General features: G+C 46.8%; 28 protein-coding genes and 1 pseudogene. 7 read left to right on the top strand and 22 right to left on the bottom strand.

Translation table 11 applies throughout. The features are described 5' to 3' along the window. Nucleotides 1–7: 7 nt before the first annotated feature. The 4 genes from FZD51_RS09935 to FZD51_RS09950 form a co-directional block, all read right to left on the bottom strand. Complete coding sequence (locus tag FZD51_RS09935; protein ID WP_148974627.1) at nt 8–1,237, bottom strand: MFS transporter; 1,230 nt, start codon at nt 1,235–1,237, stop codon at nt 8–10. A 702-nt stretch (nt 1,238–1,939) separates the two neighbouring features. Then, nucleotides 1,940–2,716, bottom strand: coding sequence for a TerC family protein (locus FZD51_RS09940; RefSeq protein WP_148974628.1), 777 nt, complete (start codon nt 2,714–2,716; stop codon nt 1,940–1,942). Between the two features lie 23 nt (nt 2,717–2,739). After that, the gene (locus FZD51_RS09945; protein WP_148974629.1) at nt 2,740–3,015 is read right to left on the bottom strand and encodes a YkvA family protein; all 276 of its coding nucleotides are present in this window, start codon (nt 3,013–3,015) and stop codon (nt 2,740–2,742) included. A 15-nt stretch (nt 3,016–3,030) separates the two neighbouring features. Further along, entirely contained in the window at nt 3,031–3,156 is a 126-nt protein-coding gene (locus FZD51_RS09950) for an FbpB family small basic protein (RefSeq protein ID WP_083783065.1), read from the bottom strand. Nucleotides 3,157–3,470: 314 nt separating this feature from the next. On the opposite strand from FZD51_RS09950, the gene FZD51_RS09955 reads away from it, so the two are divergent. The 4 genes from FZD51_RS09955 (at nt 3,471) to FZD51_RS09960 (ending at nt 6,002) form a co-directional block, all read left to right on the top strand. Next, entirely contained in the window at nt 3,471–3,872 is a 402-nt protein-coding gene (locus tag FZD51_RS09955; RefSeq protein WP_148974630.1) for a VOC family protein, read from the top strand. 90 nt (nt 3,873–3,962) lie between these two features. Then, entirely contained in the window at nt 3,963–4,127 is a 165-nt protein-coding gene (locus FZD51_RS26110) for a hypothetical protein (RefSeq protein WP_009791565.1), read from the top strand. Between the two features lie 181 nt (nt 4,128–4,308). Then, complete coding sequence (locus FZD51_RS26115) at nt 4,309–4,485, top strand: SE1832 family protein (protein ID WP_187445697.1); 177 nt, start codon at nt 4,309–4,311, stop codon at nt 4,483–4,485. Nucleotides 4,486–4,991: 506 nt separating this feature from the next. Then, nucleotides 4,992–6,002 carry a hypothetical protein gene (locus FZD51_RS09960; protein ID WP_148974631.1) on the top strand — a complete coding sequence of 337 codons (1,011 nt, stop codon included), beginning with the start codon at nt 4,992–4,994 and terminating at the stop codon, nt 6,000–6,002. A gap of 57 nt (nt 6,003–6,059) precedes the next feature. Here FZD51_RS09960 and FZD51_RS09965 read toward each other — a convergent pair whose 3' ends face one another. From FZD51_RS09965 to FZD51_RS26575, 3 genes and pseudogenes are all read right to left on the bottom strand, one after another. After that, on the bottom strand, nt 6,060–6,947 hold the full coding sequence (locus FZD51_RS09965; RefSeq protein WP_187445698.1) for a GNAT family N-acetyltransferase: 888 nt from the start codon (nt 6,945–6,947) through the stop codon (nt 6,060–6,062). A 350-nt stretch (nt 6,948–7,297) separates the two neighbouring features. Then, the gene (locus tag FZD51_RS09970) at nt 7,298–8,626 is read right to left on the bottom strand and encodes a sensor histidine kinase (RefSeq protein WP_148974633.1); all 1,329 of its coding nucleotides are present in this window, start codon (nt 8,624–8,626) and stop codon (nt 7,298–7,300) included. Between the two features lie 145 nt (nt 8,627–8,771). Next, nucleotides 8,772–8,939 (bottom strand): annotated as a pseudogene (locus FZD51_RS26575) (transcriptional regulator); the annotation flags it as partial. Between the two features lie 81 nt (nt 8,940–9,020). On the opposite strand from FZD51_RS26575, the gene FZD51_RS09980 reads away from it, so the two are divergent. From FZD51_RS09980 to FZD51_RS09990, 3 genes are all read left to right on the top strand, one after another. After that, entirely contained in the window at nt 9,021–10,436 is a 1,416-nt protein-coding gene (locus FZD51_RS09980; protein WP_148974634.1) for a Na+/H+ antiporter NhaC family protein, read from the top strand. Nucleotides 10,437–10,509: 73 nt separating this feature from the next. Then, entirely contained in the window at nt 10,510–10,854 is a 345-nt protein-coding gene (locus FZD51_RS09985; protein ID WP_148974635.1) for an ASCH domain-containing protein, read from the top strand. Between the two features lie 6 nt (nt 10,855–10,860). Further along, nucleotides 10,861–11,301 carry a hypothetical protein gene (locus FZD51_RS09990; protein ID WP_148974636.1) on the top strand — a complete coding sequence of 147 codons (441 nt, stop codon included), beginning with the start codon at nt 10,861–10,863 and terminating at the stop codon, nt 11,299–11,301. A gap of 50 nt (nt 11,302–11,351) precedes the next feature. Here the strand turns inward: FZD51_RS09990 and FZD51_RS09995 are convergent, their stop codons facing one another. From FZD51_RS09995 to FZD51_RS10065, 15 genes are all read right to left on the bottom strand, one after another. After that, nucleotides 11,352–11,726 carry a YbaN family protein gene (locus tag FZD51_RS09995; RefSeq protein WP_148974637.1) on the bottom strand — a complete coding sequence of 125 codons (375 nt, stop codon included), beginning with the start codon at nt 11,724–11,726 and terminating at the stop codon, nt 11,352–11,354. 123 nt (nt 11,727–11,849) lie between these two features. Continuing rightward, complete coding sequence (locus FZD51_RS10000) at nt 11,850–12,596, bottom strand: amino acid ABC transporter ATP-binding protein (RefSeq protein WP_148974638.1); 747 nt, start codon at nt 12,594–12,596, stop codon at nt 11,850–11,852. 13 nt (nt 12,597–12,609) lie between these two features. Next, nucleotides 12,610–13,290, bottom strand: coding sequence for an amino acid ABC transporter permease (locus FZD51_RS10005; protein WP_148974639.1), 681 nt, complete (start codon nt 13,288–13,290; stop codon nt 12,610–12,612). A 14-nt stretch (nt 13,291–13,304) separates the two neighbouring features. Beyond that, nucleotides 13,305–14,108 (bottom strand): amino acid ABC transporter substrate-binding protein, encoded by an 804-nt coding sequence (locus FZD51_RS10010; protein ID WP_148974640.1) that lies wholly within the window; start codon nt 14,106–14,108, stop codon nt 13,305–13,307. A 208-nt stretch (nt 14,109–14,316) separates the two neighbouring features. Continuing rightward, a complete protein-coding gene (locus FZD51_RS10015; RefSeq protein ID WP_148974641.1) occupies nt 14,317–14,679 on the bottom strand; it encodes a hypothetical protein in 363 nt (120 codons plus the stop codon). Beyond that, nucleotides 14,679–15,224: an NAD(P)H-dependent oxidoreductase gene (locus tag FZD51_RS10020; protein WP_148974642.1), complete on the bottom strand. Its 546-nt coding sequence runs from the start codon at nt 15,222–15,224 to the stop codon at nt 14,679–14,681. The genes FZD51_RS10015 and FZD51_RS10020 overlap by 1 nt, the downstream gene beginning before the upstream one ends. Before the next feature lie 39 nt (nt 15,225–15,263). Continuing rightward, nucleotides 15,264–15,899 carry an HlyD family secretion protein gene (locus FZD51_RS10025; RefSeq protein ID WP_148974643.1) on the bottom strand — a complete coding sequence of 212 codons (636 nt, stop codon included), beginning with the start codon at nt 15,897–15,899 and terminating at the stop codon, nt 15,264–15,266. Nucleotides 15,900–15,927: 28 nt separating this feature from the next. Beyond that, nucleotides 15,928–17,556 carry an MFS transporter gene (locus tag FZD51_RS10030; protein WP_262380848.1) on the bottom strand — a complete coding sequence of 543 codons (1,629 nt, stop codon included), beginning with the start codon at nt 17,554–17,556 and terminating at the stop codon, nt 15,928–15,930. Nucleotides 17,557–17,709: 153 nt separating this feature from the next. Further along, entirely contained in the window at nt 17,710–18,141 is a 432-nt protein-coding gene (locus tag FZD51_RS10035; RefSeq protein ID WP_262380849.1) for a MarR family winged helix-turn-helix transcriptional regulator, read from the bottom strand. A gap of 221 nt (nt 18,142–18,362) precedes the next feature. Further along, a complete protein-coding gene (locus tag FZD51_RS10040; protein ID WP_148974644.1) occupies nt 18,363–18,674 on the bottom strand; it encodes a hypothetical protein in 312 nt (103 codons plus the stop codon). Further along, nucleotides 18,658–19,068, bottom strand: coding sequence for a hypothetical protein (locus tag FZD51_RS10045; RefSeq protein WP_148974645.1), 411 nt, complete (start codon nt 19,066–19,068; stop codon nt 18,658–18,660). Before FZD51_RS10045 ends, FZD51_RS10040 begins: the two co-directional genes overlap by 17 nt. Nucleotides 19,069–19,141: 73 nt before the next feature. Beyond that, nucleotides 19,142–20,611 carry an N-acetylglucosamine-specific PTS transporter subunit IIBC gene (nagE, locus tag FZD51_RS10050; protein WP_148974646.1) on the bottom strand — a complete coding sequence of 490 codons (1,470 nt, stop codon included), beginning with the start codon at nt 20,609–20,611 and terminating at the stop codon, nt 19,142–19,144. 163 nt (nt 20,612–20,774) lie between these two features. Then, the gene (locus tag FZD51_RS10055) at nt 20,775–21,740 is read right to left on the bottom strand and encodes an alpha/beta hydrolase (protein ID WP_148974647.1); all 966 of its coding nucleotides are present in this window, start codon (nt 21,738–21,740) and stop codon (nt 20,775–20,777) included. A 91-nt stretch (nt 21,741–21,831) separates the two neighbouring features. Beyond that, entirely contained in the window at nt 21,832–22,437 is a 606-nt protein-coding gene (locus FZD51_RS10060) for a class I SAM-dependent methyltransferase (RefSeq protein ID WP_148974648.1), read from the bottom strand. Then, nucleotides 22,434–23,174: a hypothetical protein gene (locus FZD51_RS10065; RefSeq protein ID WP_148974649.1), complete on the bottom strand. Its 741-nt coding sequence runs from the start codon at nt 23,172–23,174 to the stop codon at nt 22,434–22,436. The genes FZD51_RS10060 and FZD51_RS10065 overlap by 4 nt, the downstream gene beginning before the upstream one ends. Between the last annotated feature and the right edge of the window lie 3 nt (nt 23,175–23,177).

A 23,177-nucleotide genomic window follows, 5' to 3' on the forward strand; every position in this document is an offset into this window, starting at 1 on the left:
TGTTTTTTCACAATGCTTTCGCTCTTTCTTCCTCCGAAAAATACTGGTTCATCCCAGGCTTCAAAGCCAGCCAGATGACATAGAAGGAAAGCAGCAGGTTTGCCCCGGCAAGGACGATCGTTGAATAGCGCAGCGGAATGATATCGCCGATGATCCCGATGCCGAGCAGGAAAATGATTTGGGCAATGCTTTGAAAGACGCTCAGCACACTTGTCATCCTCCCCATGATGGAGATGGGGATATTATTCTGGTAAAACGTCTGAAAGCCCGCGCTCATAAAGGCATTAAAAAAGCCAAGGAGCAAAAATCCTGCAGTGACCATCGCAAATGAATAGGATAAAGCATAGATCATATATCCTGCTGAGACCATGAGCATCCCGATGGCCATGAGCTGCTTGATGCTTAAAAGCTTGGAAATGACGGTAATAAACAAGGCACCAAGTGCAAAGCCGATCCCCGTAATGCTGACCAGGAAGCTGTAGTCAGCCTGGGACAGCCCGACTGTATCCTGGATGAACACAACCTCCTGCGAATCGAGGGCAAGGGAGAAAAGGCCAAATGCAAGAAAGCTTGCGTAGACAGCGAAAACAAAGGATTCTTTCTTGCTGAAGTTGATTACTTCACGCCAGTCTTCCTTTAGGTGCTCGAACGCGTTCCTCTTTTCAGGCAAAGGTGCATCCCTATCTGCATCAGGAAGAAACATGATGATGAGGGCCGAAACAAGAAATGAGAGGCTGTTCAAGTAGATGCTCGTGTCAATGGTTCCGACGAGGAACAGTGCACCGGCAATGGAAGGGCCGACAATGAAGGCCCCGGATGAGACAAGGCTGCTGATCCCGTTGAACCGCTTCCGGCTAGCTGCTGGTACCAGCATGGCTATATATGTAGTGGATGCCGGAGCAAAAAATGCCTTTGCAAGACTGATGACAAACAAGCATACATAAATCAGTTCCACACTGCCAAGCAGCGGGATAACCGCGACACCGGCAGCCCGGATGATATCCGTAACGATCATCAGCTTCTTTTTATTGCTCCGGTCAACAAGCCCTCCGCTCCAGGAATTCATCAGCACCGCTGTAACCGGCCCGATGATCCACAAGCCTGCGACCGCTGCAGCCGAGCCGGTCATATCAAAAACAAGCAGATTGATAGCTATCAGATAAATAAAATCACCCAGCCTGGAAATGCCGATGCCAGTCAGGAGAAGCGAAGCAAGCTTCCAATTGAATTGAGTCATAGATTCACCTTTTTTGTAGGAATAGTCAATCAATTCATTATAGCATTCGAGACCTTTTTTTTCCTCTTGGGAAGATGTTACAAACTGCCAAACTCGTATAAAAAGAGGAAGGCATCGCCCTCCTCTTTTGCTGGAACCACTATTTTYGRTTTTCRTWGAAATAGYGGTTCTACCTTCTCTCGCTGGAACCACTATTTTCCGTTTTCGCAGAAATAGTGGTTCTACCTCCTCTCGCTGGAACCGCTATTTTCCGTTTTCGCAGAAATAGTGGTTCTACCTCCTCTCGCTGGGACCACTATTCTCCGTTTTCGCAGAAATAGTGGTTCTACCTCTTCTCGCTGGAACCACTATTTTCGCTTTTCATAGAAATAGTGGTTCTACCTTCTCTCGCTGGAACCACTATTTTCGTTTTCGCAGAAATAGTGGTTCTACCTCCTCTTGCTGGAACCACTATTTTCCGTTTTCGCAGAAATAGTGGTTCTACCTCTTCTCTCTGGAACCACTATTTTCGATTTTCATAGAAATAGTGGTTCTACCTTCTCTCGCTGGAACCACTATTTTCCGTTTTCGCAGAAATAGTGGTTCTACCTYCTCTCGCTGGAACCRCTATTTTCGCTTTCCATAGAAATAGTGGTTCCAGCCTCTGAATCTACTTTTTCTCTACTTCAGATATTATGGTCCCAGCTCCACTTCAATTTCCCATTACCCTTCTGATACAGCCTCTTCCTTCGGCTTCGAAAAGAACCAGCCGCCAACTGCAATTAATATAAGCACGATATAGAACGTGATTTTCCATTCAGAAGATTTGGCAAAGCCTTCTGCCAGTACCCCAAGCGCCGGATGTGAGAGTGTGTACACAGATAGCTTCACGCCTACCCAGCCGACAATCAAAAATGCTGTAACTTCGAGGCCAGGCCTTGAATGCAGCAGTCCGACAAACAGATTTGCTGCAAAGCGCATGATGATCAGCCCGATGAAGCCTCCGGCAAAGATGACAAGGAATTTTCCTCCGTCAAGTCCCCCGATATTCGGAAGCCCTGAATCCGGCAATGCTATCGCCAAAGCAACAGCAGCAAGGATTGAATCGACAGCAAAGGCGATATCAGCCAGTTCTACCTTAAGAACAGTTACCCAAAAGCCTGATTTCTTCTTTTCTTCTCCCTCTTCCTCCTCCTTCGCGCCGAATTTTCTGGCGGCAAGCTTGCGGACAATGTGGTTGATACAGATGAATAACAGATACAGCGCGCCAATCGCTTGAACCTGCCAAACGTCGACCAGGAATGAGATGACGAATAATGAGCCGAATCTGAAGACAAAAGCTCCTGCCAGACCGTAGAATAATGCCTTTTTCCGCTCCTCTTCAGGCAGATGCTTGACCATGATGGCCAGTACGAGCGCATTATCTGCTGCTAAAAGTCCTTCTATGGCTACCAGGAGCAGCAGCACCCAGCCATATTCCATTAATAATGCAAAATCCATTTTTTGTGCCTCCTATTAATCTATTATTTTTCTATTCCATGCTTTAATTTCAGTGAATCCGGTGCCATCTTGATCATCCGCTCTACAACAAATCCAGCCACTGCCAAATCATCGACGATACCAAGGATGGCAAGATAATCGGGAATAAGATCGAATGGGAAAAACGCATACGTCAAAACGAGCAGGATGCCGAGCGCCTTTTTGTGGGCCTCAACCTCCTTCGATAAAAAGAAATCCTTCAGAAAGGGTATCACCCTCCAAAATTTAAACAGAAACTTGATTCTCCGGAAAAATTTCATGCTGCTTCACACTCCTTATTGCGATTTTGCATACCTCTCATCCAGCCGCTTTTCAATTTTTTCAATCTCTCTCTTGTCCTTCAGAAGCTCTTCCTTGTTCTTCCTGATCAGTTCTTCAAACTGGAATTTCTTCTTTTTCATGCCTGACACCCCTTTAGAAATTTTTAACAGAAAAAAAGCCTTTGCCACATCCGGCAAAGGCTCAATAAACAAATAAAGACCTTTACCCGAATCAGGTAAAGGTCTTGCTAACAACGTCATGGTTGCCAACAAAGCCGGGAGAAAACTCCGAAATGACGACTTTGCTGTAAAAGCTACTCCCCTTTAGGAGACTATTTAACTGTTGCCTTTATCATAATATAAACCTTCTGGGCTGTCAAACTTTCATCTGCGGGAAGGAAATGGCATATCCAATGGCAAATTATTATACAGACCATTTTTTAAGGAGGATCACCATGCAAAAATTTGTATCTCATATTGCCACGATTGAAATCCCTGTCTCAGATCTTGAAAGGTCCATAGCGTTCTACAGAGATATATTCGGAGTCTCTGTGCACTTTCATGGGGAAAAAGCTGCCATGCTGACATTTGAAGCCAAAGGGGTGCCGACCATCTTTCTTGTAGAGACTGGCAGTGAAGGAAATCTGTCTTTCCATAATACATATACAGGGGTCGACCACACCGTTATTGATTTTTATACCGAATCTCTAGAAGAGTTCAGAGATTGGCTTCAGGAAAAAAATGTAGAAGTGGGTCCGCTTAATGTACATCCTGAAAACGGGATGGGCGGGTTTGGCTTCAAAGACCCGGACGGAAACAATCTGAGCGCATGCAATGTCCTTCATCCTGGACAGTAGGCATTAAAGGCGGCATTGCCCCTTTTTCTGCTTTGTCCACACCTTTCTTCCCCGAAGCGCATTATATGTATCCGTAAAGGATGTGAAATCATGAACATTGCGTCAATCGGGGAGCATTGTGTCGTAAGGATCAACCGGCAATTTTACCTGCTGCTGGAAATCGATTTTACTTTTGAGGCGATGAACAGGAAAGAAACTATTTTTATCCTATTGACCGAACAAGAAGCCAGTGCGCTGACAGAAGCTTCTCTATAAAAAGCCATAGGTGTCCTGCATGAAGGCAGGCGCCTATGGCTTGCTTTACGATTAGATATGAAAATTCCGGCGGCACGCTCAAACAATGTTATCTACGCTTAAATACATAAACGCAAATCAGTTGCCCATCCCTTCTGTAAACGTTATATTTCAGAGTAGATGGAAGAAATGAGGGATCAGGATGAAAAAAGCTGAAATAGAATACAAGATACAAGATCTTAAGCTTGATTACGTACGGCTCCAAAACGATCTGGAGAAAATGGAATCTGTCGACGGGAACCTGTCTCCGCTTGAAAAACAAATTCAGGCAATCGAGGCAGAGCTGAAAAGTTTGTATAAAGAACTGGAAAAGGAATGATGTAGTTTCGGGTAAGATCATCGGGCCTGTCTATTTTATTAGACAGGCCCGATATTTAATATATACAATTTAATTTGTGACTGGCCGGTTTGAGGCCGGGCATTAAATTTAAAAAGGAGCCATTCTATGAATGACTCCTGCTTTTGTAGCCATGTCTTGTACCGATTAGATGCTATTCTATGCACGACCCCACCTCTTCCAGCCTAGTCATGTTCCGATTAAGAGATATTCTATGCACGACCCAACCTCTTCCGGCCTAGTCATGTACCGAATAGAGCTTTGCTATGCATGACTCGTCGATTTGATGCCAGAGGATGCCTAAATAACCTATCTCTGCACGACTCGCCTCAACAAGCGAAGTTTTTTATATGACTTTGGTAGTAAAAACCATATTTCAAAATAGGAAAATCGAATTATTTTTCCAATATTTAGATATTATCATTTACAGTAGCTCCTTCCTCCCGTTTACAATAGGGATTGTTATCTTATAATCGGAGGAACATATTATGAAAATCAATTCTCTTATTCTAGTCATTCTTGCTGTACTGCTGGCTGCCTGCGGGAACAGTCAGGATGAGGCTGCGGGTAAAAAGGAGCCTGTGCAGGAAGTGGAAGCCCAAAAGGAAGATCAGGATTCTGCTGAGGATGAGGACAGTGAGAAAGAGGCTGTTGAAACTACGGTGCTCAAAGCTCGGGAGGATGCTGGCGATTATGATGTGAAGCTTGAAGGCGAAATCCACCGGAAGGACCAGAAAATCACAGTCACAGGCACCACCAATCTTCTTCCCGGTTCAAAGCTTTTCCTTTATACCGATCCGCTTGACGGCGCCATCATCGGAAGCGCCGGCACCACCCTTGTCGAAGAGGATGGAAGCTTCACACTTGAAGACAGCATCCCGGATGGCTATAAATATCCTGTGATTTATACAAGAATCATTTTCAGTCCTTCTGCCAGCAGCGATGAGGTCAATGAGCATTATTCCGTGGATGGCAGCCAGCTCGAAGGGGCATTCGTCAGGCTTGCTGAGGAAGGCGGGGAACACCAGAAGCAGATTGCTGCTGTGAATGAAATTGATCTGTCCCAGCCGGAAAGCACGGTTATGATTGAAGAACCGGAGTGGTCAAAGCCTGATGATTACGGAGCTGTTCAAATCCGGATGGAAACTGAAGTGACCGAAGATGAAGATTTCATTTACATTAATGGCAAAAGCAATATCCTGGAAGGAGCATCTGTTACGGGAGGCGTCAGTGCAGAAGGCTATATCATCACTGGCTTCAATGACCGTGCCGATGTCATGCCTGACGGATCCTTCCGCCTGGTCATCTCCAACCCGATGACCGAAATCAAGGATCTGAAATCGTATCAGGTCAAAATCATGTTCGACCCAACTGATGGCAACGGCTTATCGTATATCCAGGAAACCTATGGCGAAAAAGGCGAAAAGCTGCAGGGCGGCCTGATCAAAGATGAAAATGGGACCAACATGGCGGTCTATAGCTTTAAAGTTGGGAAATAGGATGGTTTCTGCACCGCAGCCAGTGAAGAAGGCGTCTCCAAAAAGGAGACGCCTTCTTCATGCCTGGACAGTCAGCGGATGCTTAAACTCTGCCGGCAGTCTGCTGTGTTCGCCATTATATTTAACAAATAAAATATGGCTGTCTTGATACTTCACCTTTTCCAGTACAGCGGTCTTTGGAGAAGGGGTGAAATAAAGCGCTGCCCTGTTTGTTTCCTTTCCTGCGAGCCTTCGGGCAAGGTCGGCCGGATTCCAATCAGGTTCAGAGGAAATGACATCATATATATGCAGGACATCCTCTTCCTGCCTGGCGATTACAATGGTTCCATCTTCCGGGAGGTGGTAGATGTCATCATGGAACACATTCAGGCAGTAAAACATGAGCAGTTCTCTTGTGTTGACGGCATCAAACCCGCCTGGAAAGGTTCTCCTGCCTGCCATCTCATAAATGAAGCTTAGATCATCCGGATTTCTGCCATCCAATTTGCGGACCTCGCTTTGATTGCTGCCGGCGTCGGCTTTTATGAAATATTGAGTTTCCTCCACCGGACTGAAACCAAATTTCGGATAAAAATCGAGCACAGTTGAATTGGCAAAAAGATAAATCAAGTCCGCTTCTTTATAGTCTTCCAGGATGCGTTCCATCAACTGCCTTGCCAGCCCTTGATTGCGGTAATCCTTATGCGTCATGACAGTGCCCACCTGGACAGCCTTCCAATCCTTTCCCTCTCCTGAAAACCTGATCAGATTTGCAGATGCATTGGCCACCACTTTGTCTCCGTCGGCAAAAGAATAGGGTATATATTTATCTGACCAGTATCCGAGGCCAAACCAGTCTTCAAATTGGATGCCGAAAGTCTCTTTCGCCAGTTCATTAAAGCTCCTGCGCAGTACTCCGTTTTTTTCATAGCCTGAGACAAACGTCAGCTTCTCCAGTACAGCCATATTATTTTCCTCCATCAAAGCTTCTTTGCTTTTATAGTAAGCCGGAAAATGATCAGCGTCCAATCTTTTTTTTAAAAAATCCCTGATTTAAGTTTACAGGAAAACACACCGGGAACGAGTGGAATATCTAATCTTTACACAGGGAGGCGGAAAAGATGAGCCTGCTTTTTTATAAAGCAATGGAAGCGTTCAAAAAAGATGCTGAACGCGAAGAGCAAATGAAGCGCCAAGCGGCAAGTCAATATCCGATAAAGCAAAAATAAGAACCTTTTCCCTTTCCTGTCCATCCTTTCGGGGGTGGATTTTCTGTATAAGAAAAAGGATAAAATCCTATGGGATTTTATCCTTTTTCATTTTGCCGGGCTCTTTCCAGCAGCTGCAGGAATGACCACTTTTGCAGAAGTAACCGAGTTTTGTGAATCTAAGGTAACCTGGCCGCCATAGCGGCTGGTGATCTGCTTTACGATGAACAGCCCTTGGCCCCTTGTTTTTCCTTTTTCGGTTTTTTTCGTTGAAAATCCGCTTTCAAAAATCTTTTCTTTATCCCATGAATTTATGCGGGGGCCTGTGTTTGTCACGGTAAACATATAGCGTCCTTCACCTGCCGTGCAGGATACTGACAGCTTCCTTTCTTCCTCAGGAAGCTCAAGGGAAGCCTCTATGGCATTATCAATCAAATTTGAGAGGATTTTAATCAGGTCTGTAGTTTTAATAGTATTAAAAGAATCCTCAGAAACGGTAAATCTGGCTTCGATGCCGTAATTTTGTGCCAGCAGCCTTTTTGTTTCAAGCAGTACCCCCAGCCCGGGGTTGACCGTATCGAGCTTGATGGATTCAATGGAATGCACTTCCTTGGAAAGGGCCGTCAGATAGGAAAGGGCCTGATCATAGCTCTCAATCTTCAGCAGGCCGTGAAGCACCTGGATATGGTTTGAGTAATCATGCCTCAATGACCTGACTGAGGAAAGAAGCGAATCAAACTCTGCCTGGTACGTATATTCCGTCTCACCGACTTCATTTTTCAGCTCACGCTGGTACCAGCGCTGGATAAAGATGAATGCTGTGAGGAGAAACAGTACAAAGACTCCGTTGAAGACCAGGTTGGATAAACTGCCTTTCAGCACCTTGCTGCTGATGCTTCCGATCATTTCCGCGCTGATGTCGATGGCCAGGAAACCAATGGTTGCACCTTCCGAATTTTTGATTGGCGCGCCTGCGGTCAAATACTCTCCATATTCGGGGTCCTGGATGAGGCCGGTACTAAAAGGCTTCCCATTATAGGCCAGCTTCACCTGCTCCTCAGGTACAGTGCAAATCCCGCCGATCGGAAACTCTTCGGCACCTGGCGGGAGCCCGGCTATCATTGCCCTCGAAACCTCGGGATTATCAATTAAGAGGGTATACACATGGAGCGAGCCTGTCTTCTTCCTGACATCCTCCAGATACCTTTTGATAGCTTCATATTCCGGCCCTTTTTCCGGATTTTCCAGAAACTCCTCATAAATGATGACTGGCATGGTATCTGCAATAGATTTGGCTGTTTCAAGCGTCTGGCTGGCGATGGACCTTACGGTAGAGCCTTTTATGCTTACATAAGATATATACATGTTGAAAATAGTAAACAATAGCAGCAGTCCTGCTGATATTACAATGATGGCTTTGAGCTTGGCATTTTTCATCTGCTCTAACTTCCTCTTCTTGATTACACTTATAGTAAAAATAGCCTAAATTCAAGTTTACTATATTTTGAGGATGAGCACATCATAAAATAGGTTGGGAAAATTTCAAAAGCAGGCCGGTCTGAATGGCCTGCTTCATTTCATTCTAATCTTCCTTTTCATTGTGCTCCGGATAAGTGCTTCCATCATTTTCAATGAGATGCTTGAGCACCGATAACCGGTTATCCCAGAACCGGTCGAAATAAGCGAGCCAATCTCTCAGTTCAGCCAGGGATTCGGGCTGTAGGATGTAAAGCTTCTCCTTAACCTCTTTTAGAAACCTTACCCAAAATTGGAATAAATTTTTCCCAACCTCGGCAATCTAATATCATCACAAAAGACAGGGTGAATGATTGTGCAGACTGACTGGTTTTCTATCCTTCCATTTCTGATTGCGATACCAATTGCCATAAAAACCAAACAGGTCCTTCCAGGCCTTTTTGCCGGCCTTCTCGCCGGATCCTTCCTTCTTCAGCCGACACTGGCAGGAGGCTTGGAGACGCTCATCCGTTTTCTCGTTAAAGGGCTCATTGATGAAAATAATATTAAGATCATCCTTTTTCTTTATGCTTTTTCCGGCCTTGTCGGCATGATCAAGATTTCCGGGGGAATCAGGGGGTTTGTCGAGGAGGCGTCAGTCAGGATCCAAAATAAAAGGCAGGCACTCCTTCTCACCTACCTTTCCACAGTCGGGACCTTTTCTGCCCCCAGCTTCCGATTCGTCACGATTGCGCCGATCATGCGGGCCCTTTTGAAAAAAGTGAAAATGTCGACACAGGAGCTTGGCTTTGTCATTGAGACCACAGCAACTCCCATCATTGTGCTGATTCCGATTGCGACAGCCTTTGTCGGCTATATGACCTCCATTGTGGATATTGCTGTAAGCAATGAAAACATCGATGCAGATCCTTATGACCTTTTCCTGAGAAGCATCCCTTTTAATTTCTTTTCATTTGTGATGATTCTTCTCGGCATTTATTTAAGCTTCTTCCATCATTCAAAATCAACACAGGACAGCGATCCTGAAAGAATCGGAAAATCCGGCGATGATGAGGATGACTGGCATACTTGCGACCCGGCGGTTGGAAGGGATTTGCCGGAAAAGCCGTGGAATTTATTGGTACCGCTCGCACTGGTTGTTCTTCTGACTTTAATATTCACATGGTGGGACGGCTATAAGAAGGCAGGGGGCTTTGCCGCTGCCTTCATTAAAGCGGATGTGATGGATGCCATGCTGATTGCCCTTGTATTTACTGTATTGTTTACATTTTTGTTTTTCCGTTTCCAAAAGACGAAGACGTCCGATCTTTTGAACAGCTTCGTGATCGGCGGGAATGATCTTATGTCAGTCATCGTCCTGCTCGCGGTTGTCTGGGGGCTGTCGTCCGTGACAGAGGCGCTGGGTTTTTCCGCGTTTGTGACCCGATATTCGAGCTGGATTCCTTCATCCATCGTTGTGCCGCTGCTCTTTTTATTCGGAGCAGCCATCTCATATTTCATCGGGTCGGCATGGGGCACCTGGGGCATCCTGATGCCCCTCGGGATTTCAATGGCTGCTGCTTCAGGCATCTATCTTCCGCTCGTCATCGGCGCTGTCTTTGCCAGCGGGACCTTTGGCGCATTCGCCTCCCCGCTGAGCGACGATACGAATACGATCGCCCGGATCCTGAATTTGTCTGTCATTGAATATGCCCGCTATAAGCTGAAGCCTGCTTTGATTGCAGCCGGAATTACTGCCGTACTGTATGCGGGAACCGTATTTTTCTTCTGACAGCTGAATTGCCCTCACCGCACCGGGTGAAATGTGGTAAAGTTAAAGGGCACAAAACTGAAAGGGGAATCTTATGACACACCAAGAAAGTGGATTGCCAGCTAAAACATGCAGCATTGAAAGACTCGTTACGGTACCGGCAGATATCGAGAAGGTACTAAAAGGAGAAAAGACAGCTACGAGAAGGAATGGCAGGTATGCTGATATTGGGGAAATCATGGTGCTCAAGGAGAAAGAATTCATCGTTACTTCCGTTTACAGCCAGACTCTCGGTGAGCTTACCGACGAACATGCCCGCCAGGAAGGCTTCGGCTCTGTCGAGGATTATAAGCAGACAATCCTTTCGTATCATAAAGGAATGCCTTGGCTTCCGCATATGAAGGTATGGGTCCACGAATTCAAACCGGCTGAAGCGTAAGACTCAATGGATTTAATCTACAGGGCTGTTATATACATACATGTACTTAGTGCGATTATGTCAATCGGGCCATTCTTCATCCTCTTCCCGATCGTGAAGAAGCTGAAGACGGCCGCCGGTTCCGAGCTTGATGCATATATGGATACTTTCCGGTCCGTTGTCAGGCTCTCCAAGCACTCCGGGCACGTCCTAGTAGGATCGGGGGTCATTTTGATCGCAGCCGGACCGTGGACATGGGGAACCTCCTGGGTTGTCATGACCCTGATCATCCTGTTTCTCTCCCTCTTCTTTCTGGCGCGCGCTTTCACGCCGAAGCTGCGGAAATTCCGGGAAGAAGGGACCGATAAGGAAAAAGCAGCGGCTGAGCTTAACCGCACTGTCTGGATTTACATCATCCTTCTATCGGCCATGCTTTGGTTCATGGTCGTCAAGCCTGGTCTTTGGTAAGACGGTCTGCCTATTGAGGAAAAACAGGATAAAAATGCTAAAGCCTTGCCTTATTCCGGCAAGGTTTTTATTTTATAGAAAAAATAATAGTATTTATACATAACGATGATGATCAGCATAATCCTGACTGCTGTCATGTCTGTCAAAAAGAATGCAATGATAATCATAATGTCGGCAAACAGCAGGATCGTGAACTTTTGCCTCAGTGTCATCGCCTTATTATTCACAAAGCTTTCCAGATGCTTTTTATAGATGCCTGTCTGCTTAAACCATGCTTCAAACTTTTCCGATCCTTTCATAAAGCAGAATGAAGCCAGCAGAAGCAGCGGGGTGGTCGGAACGACGGGAAGGATGATGCCAAGAATGCCAAGGCCAAGGGCCAAAAAGCCGGCTGTGACGAATAAAAACTGTGTTAATTTTCTGATAACATCCGCCCCCTTCCCTTTCTGAGTTTAAATCTATCATTTTTCATAGTAAAAAGATATATCTGATGTATGTGATGCAAGACTATATAAACAAAGGCCCTGCATCCGCGCAGGGCCTCTACTTTATCGGGCAGTCACTTTGTTTAAGAACTGCTGTGTCCGCTTGTTTTGTGATTTTTCAAATACGTCCTCAGGTGTTCCCCTCTCGACAACGACGCCGCCATCCATAAAGATGACTTCATCGGCCGCATCGCGGGCAAAGCTCATTTCATGAGTCACGATGACCATCGTGATGTCCTCTTTTGCCAGATCCTTCATAACCTTCAGCACTTCTCCAACCAGTTCCGGGTCAAGTGCTGATGTCGGTTCATCGAAGAGCAGCACCTGCGGATCCATCGCCATTGCCCGGGCAATGCCGACCCGCTGCTGCTGGCCGCCGGACAGCTGGTGGGGATAATTATCGGCACGATCTTTGAGCCCCACCTTTTCGAGTAAGCCCAGTGCCTTTTTCCGCGCTTCATCTTTCGAGCGCTTCAGCACGACCATCTGGCCTTCCATCACATTTTCAACCGCAGTCAAATGCGGGAAAAGATTATAGTTCTGGAATACCATGCCGGTCTGCTTGCGGAAGGCTACCATTTCCGCCGTTTTAATTTTCACAGAATCTCCGAACTGGAGCGTTTTGTTTCCAAGCTCGAGTTTTCCGGCATCTGGTGTTTCGAGCAGGTTCATGCACCGGAGAAGGGTCGTCTTCCCCGATCCTGAAGGGCCGATGATAACAGCCGTTTTCCCGGTCGGGATGGACAGGTCGATCCCTTTCAGCACTTCCAGTTCGCCGAATTTCTTATACAGGTTTTCAATCTTTATCATTCAGGCACCTCCATTATTTGGCTACGCTTCTTCCAAAACGGTCTTCGAGCTTGTTCTGGAAATAAGACAGGACTGTGCTGAAAATCAGATAAATAAAGGCAACCTCGATATACAGCCACAGCGGCTCATAGGTGGCCGCGGCAATCTGCTGCCCCTTTTGGAACATCTCGGTAACCGTGATGGTCGCGGCCAGCGAAGTATCTTTTACCAGGCTGATAAAAGAATTCCCGAGCGGAGGGACCGAAACTCTGACCGCCTGGGGAACGATGATGCGCCTCATGGCCTGGCTCCTGGTCATCCCGACAGAAGAAGCCGCTTCCCATTGCCCTTTGGGAATGGAAAGGATTGCCGCCCGGATGATTTCCGAGCTGTAAGCACCCTTGTTTAAGGTAAAAGCAATCACAGCTGCCGGGAACGGATCCAGTGTGATGCCTACGCTTGGAAGCCCGAAAAACAGGATGAAAATCTGGACCAGCAGCGGGGTTCCCCTGAAGATCCAAACATAAAACCTAGCCAGCACGACAAGCGGCTTGATGCTGGACAATCGGGCAAGTGCCACAAAAAACGCAAGAATCAAACCAAGTGCAAATGTAATCAATGTGAGCGGAATCGTAAAATAGATCCCGGCTTTTAGAATAGGAAAAAAGGAATCAGCGAGGATTCCTATAATTCGTTCTGAGCGTTCATCAAACATCTATATCAGATCCTTTATTTCGATACGTCTGTGTTGAACCATTTTTTAGAGATTTCCAGGTACGTGCCGTCTTCCTTCATTTCTGCAAGAGCTCCGTTCACTGCCTCGACAAGCTCATCGCTGCCTTTGCGGAAAAGGAAGGCATTGCTAGTTGCATTTTCTTCTTCATAAACTGTTTTTACCGGAAGCTCCGGACGCTGCTTCTTAAGGTCAAGATAAGATAGGCTGTCGTTGATTGTCGCATCGATCCTGCCTGATGTAATCAGGTCAATAGATTGATTGAAGCCTTCCACCACTGTGTTTGTTGCGCCATGCTCCTCGGCAATTTTACGGTAGTTGCTGTCCAGTGACTGCCCGACCTTTTTGCCGTCCAAATCATCAAGCGTCTTGATTTCATCATTATTTTCATGAACGATCAGCACCGCTTTAGAAACGATATATGGATCTGACATATCGTATTTTTCAAGGCGGTCTTCACGGACGGCTACTTCATTCGCAACCAGGTCGTAGCGTTTTGCATCAAGTCCGGCAATCATGCCGTCCCATTTAGTCTCAACAAACACAGGCTTGATATCAAGGCGCTTGAACACTTCTTCTGCAATTTCAATGTCAAAGCCGGTCAGCTTTCCTTCTTTATCATGGTAGGTGAACGGGGCATAGGTTCCTTCAGTCCCGATAGTGATTTCGCCTTTTTCCTTGATCTGGTCATACAGGCTCTGGTCTTTCGCTGTATCTTTGTCTCCATCGCCGCTGCTTCCGCATGCAGCAAGGGAAATCGCTAATGCAAATGTGAGTAAAATTAGTGCGTACTTCTTCATGTGTGCATCAATCTCCTAGTATTTTTATCGGTTTAATTTAAACAACGTTACTTAGATTAATTCACCGGTGAAAAAAAGTCAACATATATTGCTCGGTATTAAAAAGAATCCCCTTAATGCCTTTATTTCATGTGCAGATAAAAACTTTCAGCCGGCAATCCCTAATATCAGCAAACCCGCATCCTTTATGCCAGATGCGGGTTGAACTTTACTCTTCTTTTTTCTCGTTCAGTGATTTTAAGGCACCGCGGAATGCCTGGTCATCCATCCTGCTGTCAGAGGAATCCTGCTTTTTCTCTTTTTCCTTCATAAAAGATTGCAGGGCCTGCCGGTATACATGGTCCCCCATACGTTCTGCATCTTCCGCCGCAGCCTTTATTGGTGTGCCTGCTGCTTCCCCTGCATCCTGAACAGGTTCAGCATGATGTTCCTCTGGGGCCTGGAGCACTGCCTGGCCGGCACTCTGTTCTCCCTCCTGCAGCCAGTCTCTGCGGGATGAGTGTATATTGGCAGCAATAAGGATGGCAGCCACAGTAACCGCAGCCAGAAGGCAAAATATGATGCCGGCCATTACTGACCAGCTCCGTCTCTGCCGGCATCCAGCCGCCTGGCCAGAAATGACACCCGTTCACCGAGGGCTTTCCCGAGTTCCAGCCCTTCAGCTGATATCTTCTCGTCTGAATCAATCGGGCAGGTGATGCCGACTCCATAATAAGAGCCGTATAAAGCATTTGCCGGAATATTCGCAGGCAGACCCGCAATGATCATCCCTTGATGAAGCATAGGCGTAATTAAGTTGAGCATCGTTGCTTCAAGGCCTCCGTGAGTGGTTGCCGTTGTACAGAAAACCGCGCCGATTTTATTGACCAGCTTTCCTTCTGCCCATAAATAGCCAAGCTTATCAATCCATGCTTTCAAACCAGAGCTGATGGTTCCAAAATGGCCAGGGCATCCCCAAATGATGGCATCCATTTCCGGGAGCTTATACACATCTGCCTGGCTGACATGATCAATCAATACCTCTGCTCCCTCTATCTTCCGGGCGCCTTCGGCAATGGAGCTGGCCAGTGCTTCCGTATGCATGCCTTCGCTGTCGTATACCACATATATCTTCAACTGCCTTTCCTCCCTCCATTTTTCCTTCGGCCGCTTCTGCTAGAGCGAAATCTTCACTTCAGCATTCATCCCCGGCAGCACTTTGTCTGACGCATTTTTCAGGGAAATTTTCACTGCGACCTTTTGGGCCACTTTGGTGTAGCTGCCATTGGAGCTTTGCTGGGGCAGCAAAGAAAATAATGAATTGGTGGCAAAGCCGATTTCCTCTACTTCTCCATCAAATAATGTGTTCCCATCTCCATCAACCTTGATTTCAACACTGTCCCCGGCTTCAATGTCCTTCAAATCTTTTTCCTGAATATTGGCCGTGATATAAAGATGCTCCATGTCAGCTGCTACTGCGAGCGCCTTTCCCGCCTGGACCATCTGATGAGGATAGGCTTGATTCTGGATGACCGTGCCGTTCATATAGCTGCTGACAGGAACAGAAGTTTCTCCTGCCGCTACTTTTCCGACGCTTGCATTCTCGGAGACACTTTTCCCCTCTTCCAGCTTCCATTCTGCAAGCATCCCTGATGCCGGTGCCGTTACCTGCATCATGTCGGCTGATACCACTGCATCATCCGTCGTTACATAGTTTTCATTCTGGTAATAGTAATAAGCACCTGCTGCAATCAATGCGAACACAACCAGGATGCCAATAATATTTGTCAGGATTAAACGTCCTTTACTCATTCATCTTTCTCCTCTCAGGTAACCTCTATTATTTATGTGCCTGCCGGCTGTCCGGAGCGGGCAGAAGAATTCTTTTTTGCTTTTGGACAAGCGAGCGCCCTTTCCCTGTCGCAATCTTGCCGATGGAAGCCAGCAACATGATGACGCCGATTCCCAGCATGATCGTAAACAGGTCATGGTATGCCGTTAGGATGGCCGACTTTTTTGCATTAACGACCAATTCATAGAACATCATGCTCTTCGCCTTGGCCAATGGCAAGCCGCTTTCCATCAGCTGCCTTGTCATCCTGGCCATTTCCGCCTGCACTTCCGGGTCATATTTACTTGCGTGGTTCCTGATTGCTTCATAATGATGCGCATTCTGTCTGTATATGAACCAGCCAAGCACCGGAGCGGCCACCGCACCCGCAAAATTCCTGATAGAATGCAGGGTAACAGACCGCTTGGAGGCTTTATGGATATCCCCGGCCAGCGCCGTCCCAAGTGCTCCGGCCACCAGCACCATGCTGACTCCTGCTCCAAGGCAGGCAATCTGGAAATAGAGAGCCGGAAGGGAGATTTCAGGAGTGATATTCATCCATCTCCAGCTGACATATATGACAGCCAGTGAGCCGATTGTCCCCAGAATGCCTGCTCCAAGCCTGTCGTATAATAATGTTTTCAAAATGGCTGTGGTCATTATTCCGATGAAAAACCAGAAATAAAAATGAGATAAATACTCAAATGACAGATCCTTATTATTGCGGAGAAACCCATTGATTCCGGCAAGGGCAAAAATAAGCAAAATATGGGACGCCACCGCCATGATTGTGCCTGAGACCGGCTTGGCTGATTTGAGAGAGCCAAACGGAACCAGCGGATTTTCCGATTTTAAATCAATATAGATAAAGAGGATCATGATGATGGCGGCGAGAACGAGCAGCGGCCAGATTCTGATCGACGAGAAGCCCTCTTCCATCAGATTGCAAAGGGGATAGGCCAGGCTGAGGATAAATAATCCTAAAAGGAATATCCCTTTTTTGTCTGCAGGCGGCTCCCTATGCTTTTTCTCATCCTGTGCTGATGGAAGGAAGATGCTTCCCATTACAAGGCATAAAATGCTTGAAATGATGTTCAGGACAAACAGCCAGCGCCACATGCCGGATGAGAGTGAAATGCTTCCAAAGAAAGCCCCGACAGCACTCGACCCGAATAATCCCCCAATCGCCATCAGCAGGAAGGTATTGCGTATTTTGTTCGGGAAAGAAGTCAGGCTGACCGGCAAAATTGTCAGGAAAAGGATGCCGGCGCTGATCCCCTGTATGATCCGTCCGGCCGTTAATGTTGTGATGCCCAGTGACAGCGCGTCCAGTACAGAACCAAGCAGGAAAACCAGCACAAAGGTCAGATAGTTCCTCTTAAGGCCGATCTTCCTTGCCAGCACCGGACCTAGCGGCACACCGAACGCAAATGCGAGATTGGATAATGTGGACGGCAGCAGCAGATCGTTTGAACCGAGGCTCAGCCCGTTTTGAATGATGCCCTGATTGAGAATATAAGATAAATTTAAAAAGTACTGCGGCCCGATAGAAAAGATGGTCAGGATGGATATGGCCAAATATGGCGGAATGGCCATCTTTTTCGAATCAGAGCCGGAAATAGTGATAGGTTGGCTCAATAGCAGGTCCTCCTTTCATCTTGTATATTTCTTTTTGCAAGTTGCATAATACAACTTATAGGCAATATATTGTATTATACAACTTTATAACTATTCTGCAACAGGTAATTTCCAACAAAAAAAAGAGCCTTGGCGGCTCTCTCCTCATCCGTATTATTTTCCCCATAGTTTGAAATCCTGATTAAGTCTTGTCAGGCTGGCTTCCAGCCCTGCCAGCTCTTCCGGTGACCAGTCTTTCAAGATTTCCCCATAAACAGTCTGGCGCGCTTCTTTCACCTTCTGAAGCACCGCCCGTCCTTGATCTGTCAGCTGGACCAGGCTGATCCGGCCGTTATGTTCATCCGGAAAACGTTCAATATAAGCTTTTCCTTCAAGAACGGCGATCTGCCTGCTTGCTGTAGAGAGATTCAGCATCAGCTTATCTGCCAAGGCATTGATTGCCAGGGGCTCATGCGCAGAAATCTCACTCAGCAGCAGATACTCCGAGCGGTCAAGGCTCCCCAGTTTCGGGCTGTGGGCAGTCGTCAGCCTCACAAGCATCGCAATTTCATATTCAATCTGCCGTAAAGTATCCTTCAGCACCATCTGCCCCCCTCTTAATAAACGCCTTTCTTCTATTTGTGATTATGAACCATTTTACTTGAGGTATCAAGGGATGAATGTGATGGAAACTATTTAAAATAAGGGCATGAGGCTAATGGCACCGCGCCATGCTTCAGTCTCCATCCTGCCGGCCGCGACAGACTGCTGGCCCCAACATTCAATAACAAAGTCCGGCCCAGCTCCGCCCGGCTAGAACTGTATTGTCAATTCTCCAAAACTCTCAGCAGCACAGCATGACGGTCAATATCAGGGTCCTTTCCCGGATGGCCATATTGAGAAAAAAACCTTTGTCTGTCCTCAGGAGCGATTCCGCTTCTTTTGACCGGAATTCCATAGCTTACTAGAAAGCGGTCAAGGGAAACGGCCCTCCTGAAAAACTCTGGTGAATCAGTGCTATCTACCTTTCTCCCATCTTCAAAGAACAGATCATAGCTAACTGAGATTCTGTCTTTAGAGCCAACAATATAAGAAACCTCAGCCCGGTCGATCTCTTCCCAGCTATATTTTCTCCTCACTGAAGAGACCGTCCCTGAATTTAATCTCCAATGGTCCAAAGTTGCCATATGTATAGTAATCGTTCATAAGCAGAATGCTTCCCGCAAGAACGCCTGCAGCAAATAAAAAGGTATAGATATGTATACCAAATACCTTTCTAGCTTTCTTTTCCATTATCCGGCCAAAAATGCAAAAAGAGAGAAAAAAAATAACTCCGCCCACCAGTATAACAGCCCAGCGGCTATACAGGAATATGATCCGGCCAGGTGAACTGAAGCTTTTCAGCTGGCTGCTGCTGTACCCTTCAATAGCCCATAGGGAAAACATTGCTGCAGCCAGCATCAGTAAACTAAAACTAATAAAAGGATGGAAGACCTTTTTTTGCTTTCTGGTTTTATGTTTTTTTGCCTTCATCTCATCCCCCCTGCACTTCCATTATATAGAGGTAAAAGAAGAAAAAGCCAGGCAGGGCCCGGCTTTTTCAGTATTATTTCCTGATCTTTTCAATTTCATCGGCTACAAATTGCACTGATGTGCCAACGATGACCTGAATGCTTGTAGGACCGACAATATTGATTCCCGGAACCCCGGTATCTTTAATCTTTTTCTGGTCCACGCGCTCCATGTCCTTCACTTCAATCCGAAGGCGGGTTACACAGTTGTCGACAGATGTAACGTTCGCATCTCCGCCGAGGCCGTCATAGATTTTAGCAGCCATGATGGCGAATTTTTCATTTCCTGCCGCAGGAGCAGAAGCAGAGGCTTCTCCGCTTTCAGTCCCTTCCGCTCCTTCAGTCATTTCAACCCGGCCAGGAGTGGATAGGTTAAACTTGGTGATCAGGAATCTGAAAAGGACATAATACAGCACTGCAAATACGAGCCCCTGAACCAGCAGCATCCACGGCTGGTTGGCAATAGGGATTTTTAGGCTCAATACAAAGTCGACCAGCCCTGCACTGAATCCGAAGCCTGCTGTCCAATGGAAGAAGGCCGCAACAGCAAGCGAGATTCCCGTTAATGCAGCATGCACAACATAAAGAGCAGGCGCAATGAACATGAATGAGAACTCGAGCGGCTCAGTCACTCCTGTAAAGAAAGAAGCAAATCCTGCAGCAAGCAGCAGGGATGCCGCCATTTTCTTCTGCTTTGATTTCGCCGTATGGTACATGGCCAGGGCAGCAGCCGGAAGACCGAACATCATGACAGGGAAGAAGCCTGCCTGGTACATGCCAGTAACCCCTTTAGTCCCTTCGCTTGCCCAGAACTTTCCGATGTCATTGATTCCGACCGTATCAAACCAGAACACAGAGTTCAAAGCATGGTGAAGGCCTGTTGGGATCAGGAGCCTGTTAAAGAATCCATAAAGCCCTGCTCCCACAAAGCCCATCTTGCTTATCGCTGTCCCGAAGGATACCAGTCCGGAGAAGATGAGCGGCCAGACAAAGAACAGGATTGCGGCCACGGCCAGCATTGTCACAGCGGACATGATCGGCACCAGCCGCTTTCCGCTGAAGAATGCCAGGGCATCCGGAAGCTTTACTTTGGCAAAGCGGTTATACATAATAGACGCTACGATCCCTGATAAAATACCGACAAAAGCATTCTCGATTTTCCCAAAAGCAGGGTTTACATCGGCCGCGTCTACACCCTGCAGCATTGCAACCGTGTCAGTTGACAGCAGCGTTGTGACAACGAGATAAGCGACCAATCCGGAAATAGCTGAGGAACCATCTTTTTCCTTCGCCATTCCCAAGGCAATTCCGACCGCGAACAGCACCGGAATATGATCGAGGATAGAGCCACCCGCTTTAATCAGGAAAGCGGCAACCGGGTTTCCTGCCCCCCAGCCGTCTGGATCGATATAATACCCGATCCCCATCAAAATTGCAGCGACCGGCAGCACGGCTACAGGCAGCATCAAAGAGCGGCCCATTCTCTGTAAGTATTTCATGACCATTTTTAATTCCCCCCAGGTGAAAAACTTGTTTGTCTAATTTGTGATTTTAATGCAGAACGGTCCTCCTTTTCGGGAATTTTATAAGATAAACGAAAAAAGTCCATGCCTGCATCTATTATAGTTCACAAAATTGTAAATATTCAATTAAATTTCCAATTCTGCCTTACTTATTTTGCACTTTTTTAATAAAAGCCGTCAAGCGCTTCTGATATTCTTCTTCGGCGACCGTATAGGCCTCAGTATGACCTGCCCCCGGCACAATCCACATTTCCTTCTCGCTTGCGGCCGCATCATAAATGCGGTCTGCCATCTCGGTAGGCACCAGTTCATCCTGGTCGCCGTGTATGATGAAGAGCGGAAGCTTATTCTTTTTTACCTGTTCAACTGCTGAAGCTTCGCTGAATGTGTAGCCTGCTCTTACCTTCGTCACAGCGCTCGTCACTTGCATGAGAGGGAATGAAGGCAGATGGTACAGATATTTCAGCTGGTGGGAAAGCTCTTCATGGACGTTTGTGTAGCCAGAATCCTCGATGATCCCTTTTACTTCCGGCGGAAGCTTTTCCCCGCTTGCCATCAGGACAGTCGCTGCCCCCATGGAAAAGCCGTGCAGGAAAATATCAGTTGCCCCTTCCTCTTCTATCAGGCTGCCGGCCCATTTCACATAGTCCTTCCGTTCATGCCATCCATAGCCGATATAATCCCCTTCACTCAGGCCATGGCCCCTGGCATCCGGCTTCAGGACGTCAAACCCCTGCTCATAGTAGAATTTCGTAACGCCCGGCATCTGTTCGCTGCTGCCCTTATATCCATGAGCCAGGATGACGGCCCTGCCATTGGAATCCGGGTTCTTCAGGAAAGCTGCCTTAAGCTTCAGCCCGTCGTCCGAAGTGATTTCAACAGTCTTGAAGTTTTGTTTTTCCGTCCAATCCATCACTTCAGCAAGCTTGGCCGCTTCTTCCTCGGCAGCCATTGCACTGGCTGCCCTCGATTCGCTGCCGCCATGAAGCTTTAGGTCCTCATTGCTCCGATTGATTGCTACATTATAAAAATAGTTTCCTGCTCCTATCAGAACCGCAGCCAGAAGCACGATGACACTGCCGCTAATCAGAAGGATCTTTTTCTTATTCATTCTCCTACCCCATTTACTATTTATCTTGAAACCATTATATCTATCATTTCCAATAAATTCTATATCTCCAGCAAATAAAATGTAAGCGATTTCACATCTTTAGCCTGTAGATCAAAAACCTTTCATTATGATCGTGGCTGCTTTCCGGGAGCTCTACCTCTTTTTCCAGTTCAAAGCTTGTATAATTTTCAAGGAAAAAAATATAATCCTCTGATGGGTAATACAGCACAATATCTGCAGAGCGCGGGTGTTCTTCCACAGACAAAAGGATATTTGCGATGATATTCCTGAACACCTGGATGGAAAAGGGGTTGAAGAAGTAAAAGCAATTCTCTTCCGGCCTGATCCTGTATTCCTCTGCAAGGCTGCATTCAAATTGGAGCATCCCCCTGCTTTTTCTGCTTTTTTTCACATAAGTTTCTGCGTTGCGGAGGGCTTCTTCATATAAATCCTCATTCATTTCAACACCTGTGCCGGAAGCCTGGAACAGATAATGGCTGTAAAAGACAAGCCGGCCCTTCCCGCAGCCGAAATCAACAAGCCTGTCGGTGCCCGTCAATTTGTAATCCTCGAATAAAATATCCAGTGCGGAATAAGGTGTCGCCTCATAGCGGTGATAATGGAAAGAGCGGGTAAACCCCTGCTGTCCGCCTTCTGTTTTAATATGAAGAAGTCTGTCATAATCCTGTTCTTTCATTCTTTCCTCCCGAATTGTTCAATATCATTCTCCCCAAGCATCTGCATATACTCGAGGTTAGAGCCGCCCGACCCATGGCTGTCACCAAAGTCCGGGAAAAAAACCTGCCCCTTTTCGTCATAGCCAATCCAGCCAAAGTGAAAGCCAATCATTGGGAAAAAGAACTCATCCGGCTGGCTGCTCTTTGCTGTTTCTGCCAATGAACCCGCAGCGGACTTCCACTCTTCCGGAAGCTCCATCATGCCATAGCTGCCTTCATCAAGCGCAATTTCATGCTCCATCTGGACTTTTGGAAAATAGGTCTGTTTTTCCCCTGTAACAAAAAAGTCTCTGTCTCTCATTAAATAATAGCGAATCCTATTCAAACCGGTGTCAGGAGGAAAGCTCCAGGCAATACGGAATGAAGAAGGGTCATCCGGATCTATTCGCCAAACCTTCGGCTCTCCGGCAGAGCTGATATAATCAAGCTCCCAATCCCGCTTTCTCCATGTCCAGAAGCTGGCTCCATATTCTCCGCCTTTCCTCACATAAGGAGCGAAAACATGCTCTTCATCGGCTGGGATGATTGCCTTGATATCAATGGCCTGCATGTCAGAATGATAGCGGTTCATATAGCCGATGAGCTTTTCATCATCAGGCAGACTGTCCGGTTTGGAAAAATAGAGCCAATAAAGTCCGATGCCGGCTGCCATTATAATAATGAGACCAGACAGAAGGCCCAGCCTTTTTTTATTCATGCT

It is taken from the genome of Bacillus infantis (genome assembly GCF_008180445.1).
Taxonomy (GTDB): Bacteria; Bacillota; Bacilli; order Bacillales; family Cytobacillaceae; genus Bacillus_AB; species Bacillus_AB infantis_B.

Coding starts and splice junctions, on each gene's coding strand:
- FZD51_RS10010 (WP_148974640.1), bottom strand. CDS start 14,108: ATGAAGAAGTACGCACTAATTTTACTCACATTTGCATTAGCGATTTCC.
- FZD51_RS09950 (WP_083783065.1), bottom strand. CDS start 3,156: ATGAAAAAGAAGAAATTCCAGTTTGAAGAACTGATCAGGAAGAACAAG.
- FZD51_RS10055 (WP_148974647.1), bottom strand. CDS start 21,740: ATGAATAAGAAAAAGATCCTTCTGATTAGCGGCAGTGTCATCGTGCTT.
- FZD51_RS10035 (WP_262380849.1), bottom strand. CDS start 18,141: ATGGTGCTGAAGGATACTTTACGGCAGATTGAATATGAAATTGCGATG.
- FZD51_RS10045 (WP_148974645.1), bottom strand. CDS start 19,068: ATGAAGGCAAAAAAACATAAAACCAGAAAGCAAAAAAAGGTCTTCCAT.
- FZD51_RS10005 (WP_148974639.1), bottom strand. CDS start 13,290: ATGTTTGATGAACGCTCAGAACGAATTATAGGAATCCTCGCTGATTCC.
- FZD51_RS09945 (WP_148974629.1), bottom strand. CDS start 3,015: ATGAAATTTTTCCGGAGAATCAAGTTTCTGTTTAAATTTTGGAGGGTG.
- FZD51_RS10000 (WP_148974638.1), bottom strand. CDS start 12,596: ATGATAAAGATTGAAAACCTGTATAAGAAATTCGGCGAACTGGAAGTG.
- FZD51_RS10065 (WP_148974649.1), bottom strand. CDS start 23,174: ATGAATAAAAAAAGGCTGGGCCTTCTGTCTGGTCTCATTATTATAATG.
- FZD51_RS26110 (WP_009791565.1), top strand. CDS start 3,963: ATGAACATTGCGTCAATCGGGGAGCATTGTGTCGTAAGGATCAACCGG.
- FZD51_RS09990 (WP_148974636.1), top strand. CDS start 10,861: ATGGATTTAATCTACAGGGCTGTTATATACATACATGTACTTAGTGCG.
- FZD51_RS09940 (WP_148974628.1), bottom strand. CDS start 2,716: ATGGATTTTGCATTATTAATGGAATATGGCTGGGTGCTGCTGCTCCTG.
- FZD51_RS09970 (WP_148974633.1), bottom strand. CDS start 8,626: ATGAAAAATGCCAAGCTCAAAGCCATCATTGTAATATCAGCAGGACTG.
- FZD51_RS09935 (WP_148974627.1), bottom strand. CDS start 1,237: ATGACTCAATTCAATTGGAAGCTTGCTTCGCTTCTCCTGACTGGCATC.
- FZD51_RS09965 (WP_187445698.1), bottom strand. CDS start 6,947: ATGGCTGTACTGGAGAAGCTGACGTTTGTCTCAGGCTATGAAAAAAAC.
- FZD51_RS10015 (WP_148974641.1), bottom strand. CDS start 14,679: ATGGCCGGCATCATATTTTGCCTTCTGGCTGCGGTTACTGTGGCTGCC.
- FZD51_RS26115 (WP_187445697.1), top strand. CDS start 4,309: ATGAAAAAAGCTGAAATAGAATACAAGATACAAGATCTTAAGCTTGAT.
- FZD51_RS09955 (WP_148974630.1), top strand. CDS start 3,471: ATGCAAAAATTTGTATCTCATATTGCCACGATTGAAATCCCTGTCTCA.
- FZD51_RS09985 (WP_148974635.1), top strand. CDS start 10,510: ATGACACACCAAGAAAGTGGATTGCCAGCTAAAACATGCAGCATTGAA.
- FZD51_RS10060 (WP_148974648.1), bottom strand. CDS start 22,437: ATGAAAGAACAGGATTATGACAGACTTCTTCATATTAAAACAGAAGGC.
- FZD51_RS09960 (WP_148974631.1), top strand. CDS start 4,992: ATGAAAATCAATTCTCTTATTCTAGTCATTCTTGCTGTACTGCTGGCT.
- FZD51_RS10025 (WP_148974643.1), bottom strand. CDS start 15,899: ATGAGTAAAGGACGTTTAATCCTGACAAATATTATTGGCATCCTGGTT.
- nagE (WP_148974646.1), bottom strand. CDS start 20,611: ATGGTCATGAAATACTTACAGAGAATGGGCCGCTCTTTGATGCTGCCT.